Below are 15,277 nucleotides of genomic sequence, written 5' to 3'. Positions count from 1 at the left end.
ACACACGCCATGACACTCACACGCACCGAAAAGGTCGGGTCCGCGGTTTCCGCGGGCCCGACCCCGGCGCGACGGTCGACACGACCGTCGCCCGCCAGCCGCCGCAAACGCCTCGAGATCGCCCTCTTCGTCGGCCCGGCGACCCTCGTCTACGTCGCCTTCGTGCTGATCCCGGTGGTGCTCGCCGCCATCTACAGCCTCTACAAGTGGAACGGCTTCGGCCCGCTCACCGACTTCAACTTCCCCGACAACTACATCCGGGCCCTCACCGACCCGGTCTTCGTCGGAGCCATCGGCCACAACCTGTTCATCGTGGTGATGTCCCTGGTCATCCAGGGTCCGGTGGCCATCGGGCTCGCCCTGCTGCTGAATCGACGGATGCGCGGGCGCACGCTGCTGCGCGTCGTCATCTTCATCCCCTACGTGCTCAGCGAGGTCATCGCCGGACTGTCCTGGAAGCTGCTGCTGCAGCCAGACGGCCCGTTCGACGCCTTCCTCTCCACGATCGGCCTCGGCGGCATGTCGAAGCTCTGGCTGGCCGACTCCGACGTCGTGCTCTGGACCATGTTCTGGATCCTGACGTGGAAGTACATCGGCTTCGCCATCATCCTCTTCCTCGCCGGCCTCCAGGGCGTGCCGGAAGAGCTCAGCGAGGCCGCAGCGATCGACGGCGCCAGTTGGTGGCAGATCCAGCGGCACATCACCATTCCGCTGCTCGGACCGACCATCCGCATCTGGGCGTTCCTGTCGATCATCGGCTCCCTCCAGCTCTTCGACATGATCTGGGTCGTCACCGGCGGCGGTCCAGCCGGTGCCACGGCGACCATGGCCACCTACATGGTGCAGTTCGGCTTCCAGCGCAACCAGCTCGGCTTCGGCAGCGCCGTCGCGGTGATCCTCTTCATCGTCTCCCTCATCTTCGCCCTCGTCTACCAGCGGTTCGTGCTCAAACGCGACCTCGCCGGTTCCCTCACCCAAGGAGTGGGTTGATCATGACCACGCCCACCATCACGGCGCCGGCCGCAGCCGGCCAGCCTGCCGCATCCGGCCCCGTCCCCGGAGTCCGTCGCGGCTTCGACTGGGGTCAGCCCTTCGTCTACCTCATCGCGCTGATCATCGTCGGCATCACGATCGCCCCGGTCGCCTACATCTGGATCGGCGGCTTCCGCACCACACCGCAGATCAACGCGAACCCGTCGGCCTGGCCCGACCCGTGGGTGCTCGACAGCTATGCCTCCGTCATCACGTCACCGACGTTCTGGCTGCAGGTGGGCAACAGCACCATCACGGCGCTGGCGACCACCATCGGCGTCGTCATCCTCGGCGTCATGGCGGCCTTCGTCATCGCGCGCTACGAGTTCAAGGGCCGTGACGCCATCTACTCGATGTTCACGGCCGGCCTGCTGTTCCCCATCACCGTGGCGATCCTGCCGCTCTACCTGATGCTCAAGAACATCGGTCTGCTCGGCACTCTCGCCGGGGTCTTCGTTCCGCAGATCGCGTTCGCGCTGCCCACGACGATCATCATCCTGGTGCCGTTCCTCCGTGCGATCCCGGCCGAGCTGGAGGATGCCGCCGCCATCGACGGCACCAGCCGCTTCGGGTTCTTCTGGCGCATCCTGCTGCCGTTGTCGGGGCCCGGCCTCGTCACCGTCGGCGTGCTCGCCTTCGTGGGCAGTTGGAACGCCTACCTGCTGCCGCTGCTCATGCTGAGCGATGCGTCGACCTACACGCTGCCTCTCGGAGTGCAGCAGTTCTCGACGCAGTACTCGCAGGACACGGCGGCGGTGCTCGCGTTCACCTCGCTCGCGATGCTGCCGGCCATCCTGTTCTTCACCCTCGCCCAACGCCGCATCGTCGGCGGCCTCACCGGGGCGGTGAAGGGATGACCGCGCCCGAGAGAGTACGTCTGGTGACGGATGCCGCTGCGACGGATGCCGCTGCGACGGATGTCGCCGTGACGGATGCCGCCTGGCAGGACACCGCGCTCCCGGTCGACGAGCGCGTCGACGCCCTCATCGACGCCATGACGGTGTCGGAGAAGGTGGCCCAGCTCTACGGGATCTGGGTCGGCGCCTCGGCCGAGGGCGGCGATGTCGCCCCGCACCAGCACGACATGGAGGAACTCGTCGACCTCGACACCCTCCTCCCGTCGGGCCTCGGGCAGCTGACCCGGCCGTTCGGGACAGCCCCGGTGGATCCGGCGCTGGGGGCCATGTCGCTGCTGCGCACCCAGGAGCGCATCGTCCGCGAGAGCCGCTTCGGCATCCCGGCGATGGCGCACGAGGAGTGCCTCGCCGGCTTCGCCGCCTGGGGCGCCACGGCCTATCCGGTTCCGCTGAGCTGGGGTGCCACCTTCGATCCCGACCTGGTCGAACGGATGGCGGCCCGCATCGGAGCCGACATGAGGGGCCTCGGCGTCCACCAGGGCCTCGCCCCGGTGCTCGACGTCGTGCGCGACGCCCGCTGGGGTCGCGTCGAGGAGACCATCGGCGAGGACCCGTACCTGATCGGCACCGTGGCCTCCGCGTACATCCGCGGCCTCGAGTCCGAGGGCGTCGTCGCCACCCTCAAGCACTTCGTCGGCTACTCGGCGTCGAAGGCCGGACGCAACCTCGCGCCGGTCTCCGTCGGCCGCCGTGAGCTCACCGACGTGCTGCTGCCGCCCTTCGAGATGGCCGTGCGGGAGTCCGGGGTGCGCAGCGTCATGAACGCGTACACCGACATCGACGGGGTGCCGACGGCGGCCGACGCGTCGCTGCTGACCGAGCTTCTCCGCGACACGTGGGGGTTCGACGGCACTGTCGTGGCCGACTACTTCGCCATCGGATTCCTGCACCTGTTGCACGGAGTCGCCGGGGACTGGACTGACGCTGCCGCCCAGGCCCTGGAGGCGGGCATCGACGTCGAGCTGCCGACGGTCAAGGCGTTCTCGGGGCCGTTCGTCGCCGCCATCGAGGACGGCCGCATCGACGAGTCCCTCGTCGACAGGGCGCTGCGCAGGGTGCTCCGCCAGAAGGCTGGATTCGGCATGCTCGACGCCGACTACTCCCCCGTGCCTGCTGCCCTGCTCGGGCGCGACCTCGGCCCGGGCTCCGACCTGCGCGGCAGCGTCGACCTCGACTCGGCCGAGAACCGCGAGATCGCGCGCGCTCTCGCCGAGCAGGCCGTGGTGCTGCTGCGCAATGACGGGCTGCTTCCCCTGGGAGCGGCATCCGAGGCCCCGAAGCGCATCGCCGTGATCGGTCCGAATGCCGACGACCCCTACGCCGTGCTCGGGTGCTACTCGTTCCCGGCCCATGTGGGCGTGAAGCATCCCGAGGTGCCGATCGGCATCGAGCTGCCCACTCTGCTCGAGTCGATCCGGGCCGAGTTCCCGGCGTCGACGGTGCACTTCGTTCGCGGCACCTCGGTCGACGGCGGCGAGATGGATGCGGTTCCCGATGCCGTCGCCGCGGCTCGCGCTGCCGACGTCGTCGTGCTCGCGCTCGGCGACCGTGCCGGCCTGTTCGGCCGCGGCACGAGCGGCGAGGGCTGCGACGCCGAGAGCCTCGCGCTTCCCGGAGCGCAGCAGGCGCTGCTCGACGCCGTGCTCGAAGCCGGCACCCCGACGGTCGTGACGCTGCTGGCCGGGCGGCCATACGCCCTCGGATCGGCGACGGATGCGGCATCCGCGATCGTGCAGACGTTCTTCCTCGGCGAGGAGGGCACCCCGGCGATCGCCGGAGTACTGAGCGGGCGGGTGAACCCCAGCGGACGCCTGCCCGTCTCGGTGCCCGGGCACCCCGGAGCACAGCCGTCGACGTACCTGGCGTCTCCGCTCGCCGCAGCGAGCGAGGTCTCGAACATCGACCCAGCCGCCGCATTCCCGTTCGGGCATGGACTCGGATACGCCCCGTTCGACTGGCGCGATCCAGCTGCAGCCGTGGCCTCGATCGCGGTCGACGGTCGCGTCGAGGTCTCCGTGACTGTCGCGAACGCCGGCGATCGGCCGGGCGTCGAGGTCGTGCAGGTGTACCTGCACGATCCGGTGGCGAGCGTCGTTCGCCCGGTGCAGCGGCTGATCGGCTATGCGCGGGTTCCGCTCGAGCCTGGGGCATCCGTTCGCGTCGCCTTCGACGTTCCAGCCGACCTGGCGAGCTTCACCGGCCGCGATGGCCGGCGCATCGTCGAGCCCGGAGAGATCGTGCTCGGACTGGCCCGGTCGAGCGGCGACATCGTGTTCGCACAGTCGGTGCAGCTCACGGGTGGGACGCGCGTCGTTGACCACACACGGGAATTGCACGCCGGCGTGCGTCTCGAACCAGTGGGCTGACCCGATGGATCTCGTCTCCCCGGGTCGCGGCGACCTTCCGCACCGACTCGGGGAGGCCGTGGTCACGATGCGCGACCCCTCGGGTCGGCCGATTCCGGATGCCGCCGTGCTCGTGCAGCAGACGGCGCATGCCTTCTCCTTCGGCAACATCGGCTTCGACTTCATCGATCACGCCAACGGCTCCGGCTCCCCCGGTGACGCCGAGTTGGCCGAGCTCTGGCTCGACCTCTTCAACACCGCCACCCTTCCCTTCTACTGGGGAGGCTTCGAGCCCGACCCCGGCAGGCCCGACACGCGACGCCTCGCCACGACGGCGCACTGGTTCGCCGATCGCGGTGTGGCGTTGAAGGGGCATCCGCTGGTCTGGCACACAGTGCAGCCGCCCTGGCTCCTCAACCACGACACCGACGCCATCGAACGGCTGCAGCGGGAACGCATCCGCCGGGAGGTGGGCGACTTCGCGGGCCTGATCGACACCTGGGACGCGATCAACGAGGTCGTGATCATGCCGGTGTTCGACAAGGAGGACAACGGCATCACCAGGCTGGCCCGTGAGCGCGGGCGCATCGCCATGGTGCGCCTGGCCTTCGAGGAGGCGCTGGCGACGAATCCGACGGCCACCCTGCTGATCAACGACTTCGACCTGTCGAGCGCCTACGAGTGCCTGCTCGAGGGGCTGCTCGAAGCGGGCATCCCGCTCTCGGCGATCGGCCTGCAGACGCACATGCACCAGGGGTACTGGGGCGAGGACGCGATGCTGGCCATGGTCGACCGCTTCGCCCGCTACGGCCTGCCGTTGCACCTGACCGAGACCTCGCTGGTCTCGGGCGAGCTCATGCCGAGCCACATCGTCGACCTCAACGACTACCAGGTGACGAGCTGGCCGTCGACACCCGAGGGCGAGGCCCGCCAGGCCGACGAGCTCGTGAGGCACTACGGCTCTCTCGTCGCGCATCCCTCGGTGGAGGCGATCACCTACTGGGGAATCACCGATCGCGGGGCCTGGCTCGGCGCACCCATCGGGCTCGTGCGCGCAGACGGCTCCCGGAAGCCCGCCTACGACGCCCTGCACTCCCTGGTGAAGGGCGACTGGTGGGTTGCACCGACATCGGTGCGAACGGATGCCGCGGGTCGCTTCAGGCTGCGCGGCTTCGCCGGCGACTACAGCGTCTCCGTTCCCGGCGAGGCCGACCGCTCGTCCGCGCTGCGCCTCGCAGTCGGGGCTTCGACGGCCGACCTGATGCTCTGACCTGACCTGAGCTGAGCTGACCGGCGCCGCTACGGGGACCTGGACCCGTCACCCGCCGTATGAAGGCATTCCCGATTCTCGATCCCCGGATTTCCGGGAGACGAGCTTCGGGTGCCTTCACACGGCGGGAGTACTGCCTTCACACGGCGGCAGCAGCGGCGGCATCCCTACGGCTGCCGCCGCCTGCCGGATCAGAACAGCAGCAGCAACGGGAACGGGTTGCTGACCGAGCTCGCAGCCGAGCCCGCCCCGCTGAACTCGGCACGCACGATGTGGATGCCGGAACGCAGCGGCGGCAGGGTGATCGTGGCTGAGCCGTTCGCCTTCAGGGCGACGGGTGCTCCCACCTTCTTCCCGTTGATGCTCAGCTGCACTGTGCCCCCGGCCACGGACTCGCTGGAAGAGACCTTCACCGTCGCCTTCGTGGTCTGCCAGGAGAACGCGAGCAGACGCGACAACGACAGGGAGGTGGCGGACGGCGCCTTCGGAGTCACGGCGGCAGAGGTCGCCGTGACCGAGGTCATGCCCGGCTTCGCGGCCGTGACGACGACGGTCAGAGCGGAACCGGCATCCGTCTTGCGCACCGTGTAGACGGCCTTCGTCGCGTCGACGACATCAACACCGTCGACCCGCCACTGATAGCTGAAGGTCAACCCCTCGGTGTCCCAGGTGCCCGGTGTCGCGGTGAGCCTGCTGCCCACGAGCGCGGTGCCGCGGATCGCCGGAGCGACCGTGTTCACGGGCGAGACCGGAGGCGCCACGGCACCGGCCACCAGCTGCCCGACGCCCCACCGGGCCGTGGACTGGTAACCGACACCCGACGGGTCCGCCCAGTTGCGGATGGAGGTGCGAGCTCCGGCCGCGGCATCGTTCACCTGGAAGTCCAGCCCGTGCACGGTGTCGATGCCGCCGTACTCGAGCAGGCTCACCGCGGCCTCGACGACGTAGCCGCCGTCGGCGAGCGCCGTGGCACTCTGCACCCGGTTCGCCTGGAAGGCCTCGTCGCCGGTGCCGAACGACACCGCGTTGGCCGCGCTGATGCGGATCTGGGTGTCGTCGTAGCGGTAGGAGCCGTTCTTGGCATTCCCGGGATCGACGAAGATCTCCACCGAGTCCTGGATCCACGGGTCTGATCCCGACACGTCGACGACGGGGTCGGCCACCTCGGCGAGCACGTAGAGCGTCTGATCGCGCCAGAGCGTACGAACCGTCGCGGTGGCGCCCGATGTTCCCACCACCTGCTTCTCCGTGGTCACGGCGTTCGCGTCGGTCCAGGCCTCGTCGATCTCGCCGTCGATGGTCGGCGCGAATGCCGCCTGCACGACCTCGAGGAACGACAGCGGCTCCAGCAGGGTGATGGTGCCGACCGCGCCCGGTGAATTCCAACCGGACGTGTCGTTCCCCTCGTCGAGGATGCGCACGTCGAAGCTGTGGGTCTCACCCTCTGCGGCAGCGATCGGGATCTGCACCACCGCCTCGTAGCCCCCGGAGCGTATGGTGAAGACACCATCCATGTCACCGATCCCATCGGTGAATATGCGCCCGACTCCGCCATCGACCTCGAACTCGAGTCCGTCGTTCTCGGCGGGCGTGGCGTCGTCGACGCTCACGTAGACGGTCAGGTGATCGGCCGCCCAGCGGAGCTGGAACGAGCCTCTGTCCTCGATGGGGAGCAGCGGCAGGCGGTCCCACTCGGGAGACGACGTCGCCGCGTCGGTGAGCGGAACATCGCCCTGGAACACGTTCGCGGTGCGCACGCGCGGGGCCAGGTCGCCGTCGACGATGCCGTCGTAGGCCGGCTTGGCCTGCAGTCCGTCGTCGAACACCAGCGGAGCGCCGGATCCCGCTCGCCAGCTGCGGCCGTCGGTCAGTCCCCACACGGTGACGGAGAACAGGTCGTCGGCGTGCTCCCTGAAGGAGCGGAAGGCGTCGCGGTAGTAGTAGCCCTGCTCGATGAGGTTCGCCTGGCTCACCGGGGTGCCCGTCGTGACGTCGAGCTCCGTCACGGCCTGGGTGACGGGGAGGTCCTCGAAGGCGTCGAGTGCTGCGTCGAGCGTGCTCACCGGCAGCGAGAGGCTCACGTGGAACTGGTGGCCGACGCCGTCGACAGGAACGCCGCGCTCGAGGAGCCGCTGCACGAGCGCGTGGTACCGCGCCTGCTTTCCGGCCTGCTCCGAGTTGTAGTCGTTGATGAACAGGGTCACCGGATGCTCGACGCCCTCGGCCGCGTACTCGCCGTTGAAGGCCTCGTTCGCGTACTGGAAGGCCAGGTCGATGAACTGCTCGCCGAGGATCCGGTACCACTCGCTGCGTCGCAGGCCGTCGGCCGAGTCCGCGGCATCCGACACCACCTCGTTCACGACGTCGAACGCGTACAGCGGGTTGGTGTCGCTGCCGAACGCCCCGTAGGTGTCGTTGAGGTGCTGCGCGACGCTGAAGATGTGCGTGCGCATCCTGTCCTTCAACACCTGCTGGTCGGCAGCGCTGGCGGTGAGCGGCGTGCCCGCGTCGCCCTGGAAGAACCAGGCCGGCGTCTGGCTGTGCCACACGAGGGTGTGCCCGTAGACGTTCAGGTCGTTGTCGCGGGCGAACGCCATGAGGGTGTCGGCCTCGGCGTTGGGCGTGAAGACGCCGTTCGCGTCGTACCAGGCCTCCGGCTTCATGTAGTTCTCGCTGGTGACCTGGTCGAAGTGCTTGAGCAGCAGTTCGGATGCCGCTCCCGTGGTCTCCCGGCTGTCGATGGCGACGCCGACCGGGAAGTCGACGGTGTCCTTGATCGGCAGCAGGTCCTGCACCTGGGACGGCTCGGGAACGCTCACCACGATGTCGTCGAGGAACAGGTCGGAGGTGTTGGTGCCGTTGTAGTCGGTCTCGAAGTACAGCAGCGCCGAATCGGCGGCTCCCATCTGGAAGGTGGCGGTCACCTCGGTCCACCCGTTGTTCGACACCGAGGCGAACTGCGCGAGCGTGGAGTAGCTGGTAGATCCGTCGACCGTGCGCGCCATGCTCAGCCAGACGTCATCCGTCGGCTGCCCCTCTCCGAAGCGCACCCAGGCCGAGAGGTCGTAGGTGGTTCCGGTCTGCAGGACTCCGCTGACGTCGCGGCCGATCCCGCTTCCCTGGGAGGTGCGGTCGGTGACGGATGCCGAGAACTCGCCTTCGTGCGCGACGGCATCCGTCGTCTCCACGACCGGAGCTCCGGAACCGCTGTCGCGCGGCCCCCACCCGTCGAGGCCGTCCTCGAAGTCCGTGTCGATGACCTTCTCGCCGCCGGGAACTCCCGCTGCGGGAGCGCCGACGGGGAGGCTGAAGGTCCAGCCGTCGGAGAGACGTTCGGAGACCACCGTCTTGACGGCCGCGAGCGTGCCGGTACGGTCACCGCCGCCGTCGTGCGCGAGCACGACCTGACCGGGCTTCATTGCGGCCCGCAGGTTGGAGGTGAGGGTGTCGACGTCCTGCGTCTCCCAGTCGTTGATCGTGTTGACGACGCCGAGCGGCTGCATGCCGAGAGCGACGGCCACGGCGGCGGTCTGACCCCATGAGCCATTCGGGGCCCGGAAGAACGGCACCTTCGCCTGCGGGTCCCCGAGCGCGGTGCGGATGGTGGCGAGGTTGGCCTTCATCCGGTCCTCGGCGGCAGAGGCGGACAGGCCGCCCATATCGTCGTAGTTCGTCGAGTGGTTGCAGAGGGTGTGACCCTCGGCGACGATGCGCTTCAGCAGGTCGGTCCCGCCCGGAGCGGTGATGTTCTGGCCGATGACGCAGAACGTCGCGTGCAGGTCGTTGGCCTTCAGGTAGTCGAGCAGCGCCGGCGTCGTGCCCGGGTTCGGGCCGTCGTCGAAGGTGAGCGCGGCGACGTCTCCGCTCCCCTGCGCGAGTGTCACCGGGGTGGCGACGGGGTTCGGGGCACCGCCGGGGACGAAGTCGGGATCGGGCTCGGGGCCGGGGCCGGCATCCGTCGTCGTCACGACTATGTCGTCGACGAGATAGCTGTACGGCGCCGCCGGAGCGAGGTCTGCCGTGCCGATGTAGACCTGAAGCACTGCCGGGTCGGCGTCGGACGGCACTGTGTACTCACCGCTCACGGTGGTCCAGGAATCCGCCGTCATGGTGGTGTTGCCGATCCAGGCGTACGCGGGCTTCATGACCAGGCGTACGCCGACGCTTCCGGGCACACCGGGTGCCAGGCGCGCCTTCATGCTGAACGCGTAGGTGGATCCCCGCTCGAAGATGCCCGTGGGGCTCTGCAGGCCCACGTAGTCGGCAGCGCGGTCGCTGATCTTCGCGACCTTGCCGGCCGCATCGTCGATCACGCTCACGGTTGCGGCTCCTCCCCCGCTCTGCGTCCAGGTGCCCGTGGTGCCATCCTCGAAATCGACGGAGCTCACCGTGACGGGCGCGGCGGATGCCGGTGAGATCGGCCCGACCACCATCCCGGCCGTGGCCAATGCGATGACGATGGCTCCGAATGTGCGACGTTGCATCAGAAGCGCCCCTTTGCGCTGGGAGATATGTGGAGATTGCCAACATATGCGGCAGCCCCGAAAGAGGGTCAGGTCGTTATCGAAACGTTACGAAACTATTCCGATAGTTTCGAGGCGGGCTGGGCCGGCGGCGCCGTGCTCTCGCGCACCACGAGGTTCGTCGCCAGGTCGATGCGCGGCGTTCCCGTGAAGGTCTCGGTGCTCATCCGGATGGCGATGCGCGTCGCCTCCTCGGCCATGCGCCGCAGCGGCTGGTGGATGGTCGTGAGCCTCGGGCTCACCCACTGGACGAGGGGGATGTCGTCGTAGCCGACGATCGACAGGTCTTCGGGAACACGCAGCCCGCGTGATCGAGCCACTTCGAGGACGCCGAGCGCCTGCAGGTCGCTGCCGGCGAAGATGGCCGTGGGCGGGTTCTCGAGCGAGAGCAGCTCGGCAGCATGCGAACGCCCGCCTGTCACGTGGAAGTCCCCGAAGCGTACCCAGTCGGGGTCGACGTCCAGACCGGCGGAGTTCATGGCAGTGCGGTAGCCGTCGACCCGGGCCAGGGAGCACATCATGTCCTCTGGCCCGGTGATGGTCGCGATTCGCGTGTGCCCCAGCTCGATGAGGTGGCGTGTGGCGAGGAGGCCTCCCGACCAGTTCGCCGATCCGACCGATGGCACGTCGGGCGACGGATCGCCGGCCGGGTCGATGATGACGAACGGGATGGCGCGCGATTGCAGCCTCTCGCGGTACTCGGGTGCGAGGCCCGAGAACACGAGCACGACGGCGACAGGGCGGCGACGCATGACGCCCTCCACCCAGGCCGGGTCCGGCGCGTGCCGACTGCCGCTCTCCGTGAGGACCACGGACAGGCCGTGCTCCTTGGCGACCGCCTCGACTCCGGTGATGATCTCCATCGACCAGACGCTCTCGAGCTCGTGGAAGACCAGCTCGATCAGGTCGGCCTTCGCGGCAGTTCCGGCGCCGCGGCGGGCATAGCCGCGCTGCGCCAGCAGCTCTTCCACACGGGACCGGGTCGCCGCCGCGACATCGGCCCGCCCGTTGAGCACTTTCGAGATCGTCGACAGCGAGACTCCGGCCTCCTCGGCGACGGAGGCCAGGGTGACGCGATCATCGGTGTGGGCTGTCGTCATGTTTCGATCCTAGTTTCCGAAACTATCGGCGTGGTTGCAATGCAGCATCCGCCGATATACGTTGTTCTTAACAACAATTCCGTTCATCGAGGAGCAGGAACATGACCACCCCCACTCGCGCCGACAAGTTCTCCTTCGGCCTCTGGACCATCGGCTACAACGGCACCGATCCTTTCGGCGGCCCCACACGCAACCCGCTCGACGTGGTGCACGCCGTCGAGAAGCTCTCCGAGCTCGGTGCTTACGGCCTCACCTTCCACGATGACGACCTGTTCGCCTTCGGGTCGACGGATGCCGAACGCCAGACCCAGATCGACCGTCTCAAGCAGGTGCTCGCCGACACCGGCCTCATCGTTCCGATGGTGACCACCAACCTGTTCAGCGCGCCTGTCTTCAAGGACGGCGGCTTCACCTCGAACGACCGCGCCGTGCGCCGCTTCGCCCTCCGCAAGGTGCTGCGCAACCTCGACCTGGCCGCAGAGCTGGGCGCCAAGACCTTCGTCATGTGGGGCGGCCGCGAGGGCGCCGAGTACGACTCGGCGAAGGACATCCGGTCGGCCCTCGAGCGCTACCGCGAGGCCGTGAACCTGCTCGGCGACTATGTCACCGACAAGGGCTACGACATCCGTTTCGCCATCGAGCCCAAGCCGAACGAGCCGCGCGGCGACATCCTGCTGCCGACCCTCGGTCACGCCCTCGCCTTCATCAGCTCCCTCGAGCGCCCTGAGCTCGTTGGCCTCAACCCCGAGGTCGGACATGAGCAGATGGCCGGCCTCAACTTCGCAGCCGGCATCGCCCAGGCGCTGTACCACGACAAGCTGTTCCACATCGACCTCAACGGCCAGCGCGGCATCAAGTACGACCAGGACCTCGTCTTCGGCCACGGCGACCTGCACAACGCCTTCGCGCTCGTCGACCTGCTGGAGAACGGCGGCCCGAACGGCGGCCCGTCCTACGATGGCCCGCGTCACTTCGACTACAAGCCGAGCCGCACCGAGGACGAGAACGGTGTCTGGGACTCGGCCGCAGCCAACATGCGCACGTACCTGCTGCTGAAGGAGCGCGCCGCGGCCTTCCGCGCCGACCCCGAGGTGCAGGAGGCGCTGACCGCCGCCCGCGTTCCCGAGCTCGCGCAGCCCACCCTCGGAGCCGGCGAGAGCTACGACGACCTGCTGGCCGACCGCGCTTCCTACGAGGACTTCGACGCCGACGCCTACCTCGGCGGCAAGGGCTTCGGCTTCGTGCGGCTGCAGCAGCTGGCGACCGAGCACCTGCTGGGCGCTCGCTAGCGCTCACTGCCGTTCGCACGATTCAGGCTGGTTTCCGTTCGGCAGGCTCGATTCGCCCGAATCGAACCTGCTCGACGCGATCCAGCCTGAATCGTGCACACCGTCACTGAAAGAGTGAACCCATGACTCTCGTCGCCGGCGTCGACTCCTCGACGCAGTCCTGCAAGGTCGTCATCCGCGACGCGTCCACTGGAGCGCTCGTGCGCTCGGGTCGGGCGCCGCATCCCGATGGCACCGAGGTCGACCCCACAGCCTGGTGGGGCGCCCTGCTCTCTGCCTTCAGCGATGCCGGCGGCTTCGACGGCGTCGAGGCCATCTCGATCGGCGGCCAGCAGCACGGCATGGTCGTGCTCGACGCCGACGGCCGGGTCATCCGCGATGCGCTGCTCTGGAACGACACCCGCTCGGCGCAGGCAGCCCTCGACCTGATCGCCGAGGTCGGCGCCGAGGAGTATGCCAGGCGTACCGGCGTCGTGCCCGTCGCGTCGTTCACGGCCACCAAGCTGCGCTGGCTGCGGGATGCCGAACCTGATGCCGCCGCTCGCGTCGCGGCTGTCGCGCTCCCCCACGACTGGCTCACCTGGCGCCTGCGCGGCTTCGGTCCCGCCGGCGAGTCGCCGCTCGGGCCCGTGCTCGAGGAGATGACGACCGACAGGTCGGATGCCAGCGGCACCGCATACTGGAGCGCCACGACCGGCGACTACGACCGCGAGCTGTTCGTGCGCGCGCTCGGCCACGACGCCGTGCTCCCCCGGGTTCTCGGCCCCTCCGAGCGCGCCGGCAAGACGCCCGACGGCATCGTCGTCGGCGCCGGCGCCGGCGACAACGCCGCGGCCGCTCTCGGCCTCGACGCCCAGCCGGGCGACGTGGTCGTCTCGATCGGCACGTCGGGCACGGTCTTCGCTGTGACGGACGCCCCGACAGCAGACGCGTCGGGCACTGTCGCGGGCTTCGCCGACGCGAGCGGCAACGCCCTTCCCCTGATCGCCACGCTCAACGCGGCGCGCGTGCTCGATGCCGTCGCGGGAGTGCTGGGCGTCTCGCACGCCGAACTCGGCCGCCTCGCGCTCGAGGCCGAGCCGGCGGCATCCGGAGCCGTGCTCGTTCCCTACTTCGAGGGCGAGCGCACTCCCAACCTGCCCGACGCGACGGCGACGTTCTCGGGCCTCACGCTGGCCAGCACGACGCGGCCGAGCCTCGCCCGCGCGGCCATCGAGGGCATGCTCTGCGGGCTCGCCGACGGACTGGATGCCGTGCGCGGCCAGGGCGTCACGGCGACCAGACTGCTGCTGATCGGCGGGGCGGCGCAGAACCCAGCGGTGCGCGCCGTCGCGGCACAGGTATTCGATGTGCCGGTGGTGGTGCCCGCCGCCGGAGAGTACGTGGCGGACGGCGCCGCCCGTCAGGCGGCGTGGGCGCTGACAGACGCGCGGCCGACGTGGCCGCTGGCGATCGAGGCGGAGCTGCCACTCGACACGCGCCCGGTCATCCGGGAGCAGTACGCGGCGGCCACTTCAGGTCGCTGACCTTCCGATCGCAGAGGCCCGGACGCAGTCCGCGGCCGAAGCGCGCTCAGCGGGCCGGGGCACCAGATGCACTTCGGGCGGTCGCTTCGCTGGGCCCTCAGTGAGCGGTTCGATCGGCTGAGCACACCCGCGCCAATCGCGCTCCCGCATCCCGCAGCCATCGGGCCGGATCAGCACGCGCCGCTGCGCTGCCGCCGGCGAGGACGGCGAGCGAGACTGAAGCCGCGAACGCCGAGGTGTCACCCTCGATCGCCCCGGCGGCGAGTGCCACGGCGATCGGCGCGCGGTCGTCCGGCATCCGCGCGGCAGCGGCTGCGGCATCCAGCACGTACGACGGCACCTTGCCAGCCAGCGACTGGTGGTCGAACCGGCCTTCGCCCGTGATGACGACGGATGCTCCCGCCAGCGCGGCAGGCAATCCCAGTGCCGCCCCCACCGCCGCAGCGCCGGGCGAGATGGTCGCGCCCCACGCGAGCAGGCCGAATCCGGCGCCGCCCGCGGCACCCGCGCCCGGAGTCGCGGCATCAGCTCGCACGGGCAGGTCGGAGACCGCCACCTGTGACGCCCAGCGAGCCAGACCCACCTCGAGCCCCTCGACCTGCGACGGGGTCGCCCCCTTCTGCGGACCGAACACGGCGGCAGCGCCGCGCTCCCCCAGCAGCGGATTGTCGACGTCGCTGAGGATGACGGCACCGCCCGGGGGCAGCGGGCGCAGAGCGGAGGCGTCGATGGCCGCCAGGTGGGTGAGTCCCCGATTGCCGACCCGGATCGGGCGCCCGGCCGCGTCGCTCAGATCGAGGCCGAGCGCAGCGAGGGCGCCGGCCCCGCCGTCCGTCGACGAACTGCCTCCCAAGGCGAGGAGCAGGCGGTCGACTCCGGCATCGAGGGCGGCGGCGATGGCCTGCCCGAAGCCGAAGCTGTGCGCATCGAAGGGCAGCAGGGGATCCAGCAGGGTGATGCCCGAGGTGCTCGCGAGCTCGACGACGCCGGTCGGCCCGTGACCGCCGGCCGCCGGCAGCCACAGCCACGAGGCAGCGACCGGCCGTCCGTCGGGTCCGTCGACGCATACGGGCATGCGGCGGGAACCGGACACGGCGAGTTCGAAGGCGTCGAGCGTCCCCTCGCCGCCATCGGCCATCGGCACGAGCCTCAGCTCGTCGGCCGGGCGCACCGTGGCCCAGCCGTCGGCGAGTGCGCGTGCGGCATCCGCTGCACCGAGCGTGCCCTTGAAGGAGTCGGGGGCGATGACGATGACGGCCATGGTCCTAGCCTCGC

The 15,277-nt window shown here is 69.5% G+C and carries 9 protein-coding genes; 6 read left to right on the top strand and 3 right to left on the bottom strand.

The features are described from left to right. Positions 1-9: 9 nt before the first annotated feature. From AADV74_RS13440 to AADV74_RS13425, 4 genes are read left to right on the top strand one after another with little or no spacing between them, the layout of a single operon-like run. Positions 10-990 (top strand): carbohydrate ABC transporter permease, encoded by a 981-nt coding sequence (locus AADV74_RS13440; protein WP_342114875.1) that lies wholly within the window; start codon positions 10-12, stop codon positions 988-990. 2 nt (positions 991-992) lie between these two features. Beyond that, entirely contained in the window at positions 993-1,889 is an 897-nt protein-coding gene (locus AADV74_RS13435; protein ID WP_342114873.1) for a carbohydrate ABC transporter permease, read from the top strand. Further along, complete coding sequence (locus AADV74_RS13430) at positions 1,886-4,315, top strand: beta-xylosidase/alpha-l-arabinosidase (protein ID WP_342114871.1); 2,430 nt, start codon at positions 1,886-1,888, stop codon at positions 4,313-4,315. Before AADV74_RS13435 ends, AADV74_RS13430 begins: the two co-directional genes overlap by 4 nt. A gap of 4 nt (positions 4,316-4,319) precedes the next feature. After that, positions 4,320-5,564: an endo-1,4-beta-xylanase gene (locus tag AADV74_RS13425; protein WP_342114868.1), complete on the top strand. Its 1,245-nt coding sequence runs from the start codon at positions 4,320-4,322 to the stop codon at positions 5,562-5,564. A gap of 191 nt (positions 5,565-5,755) precedes the next feature. Here the strand turns inward: AADV74_RS13425 and AADV74_RS13420 are convergent, their stop codons facing one another. Both AADV74_RS13420 and AADV74_RS13415 read right to left on the bottom strand, forming a co-directional pair. Continuing rightward, on the bottom strand, positions 5,756-10,048 hold the full coding sequence (locus tag AADV74_RS13420) for an endo-1,4-beta-xylanase (protein WP_342114866.1): 4,293 nt from the start codon (positions 10,046-10,048) through the stop codon (positions 5,756-5,758). 95 nt (positions 10,049-10,143) lie between these two features. Beyond that, positions 10,144-11,187 (bottom strand): LacI family DNA-binding transcriptional regulator, encoded by a 1,044-nt coding sequence (locus AADV74_RS13415; protein WP_342114864.1) that lies wholly within the window; start codon positions 11,185-11,187, stop codon positions 10,144-10,146. Positions 11,188-11,288: 101 nt separating this feature from the next. On the opposite strand from AADV74_RS13415, the gene xylA reads away from it, so the two are divergent. Further along, positions 11,289-12,476 carry a xylose isomerase gene (xylA, locus tag AADV74_RS13410; protein ID WP_342114863.1) on the top strand — a complete coding sequence of 396 codons (1,188 nt, stop codon included), beginning with the start codon at positions 11,289-11,291 and terminating at the stop codon, positions 12,474-12,476. Between the two features lie 122 nt (positions 12,477-12,598). Beyond that, the gene (gene xylB, locus AADV74_RS13405; RefSeq protein WP_342114861.1) at positions 12,599-14,002 is read left to right on the top strand and encodes a xylulokinase; all 1,404 of its coding nucleotides are present in this window, start codon (positions 12,599-12,601) and stop codon (positions 14,000-14,002) included. A gap of 97 nt (positions 14,003-14,099) precedes the next feature. On the opposite strand, the gene AADV74_RS13400 is transcribed toward xylB, so the two are convergent. Continuing rightward, positions 14,100-15,263, bottom strand: a complete 1,164-nt coding sequence (locus AADV74_RS13400; RefSeq protein ID WP_342114860.1) for a glycerate kinase — start codon at positions 15,261-15,263, stop codon at positions 14,100-14,102. Positions 15,264-15,277: the final 14 nt, after the last annotated feature.

The organism is Leifsonia stereocauli (assembly GCF_038432415.1).
Lineage (GTDB): Bacteria > Actinomycetota > Actinomycetes > Actinomycetales > Microbacteriaceae > Orlajensenia > Orlajensenia stereocauli.
The sequence above is the reverse complement of the archived record's forward strand: the minus strand, read 5'-3'. Positions and strand labels throughout refer to the sequence as shown.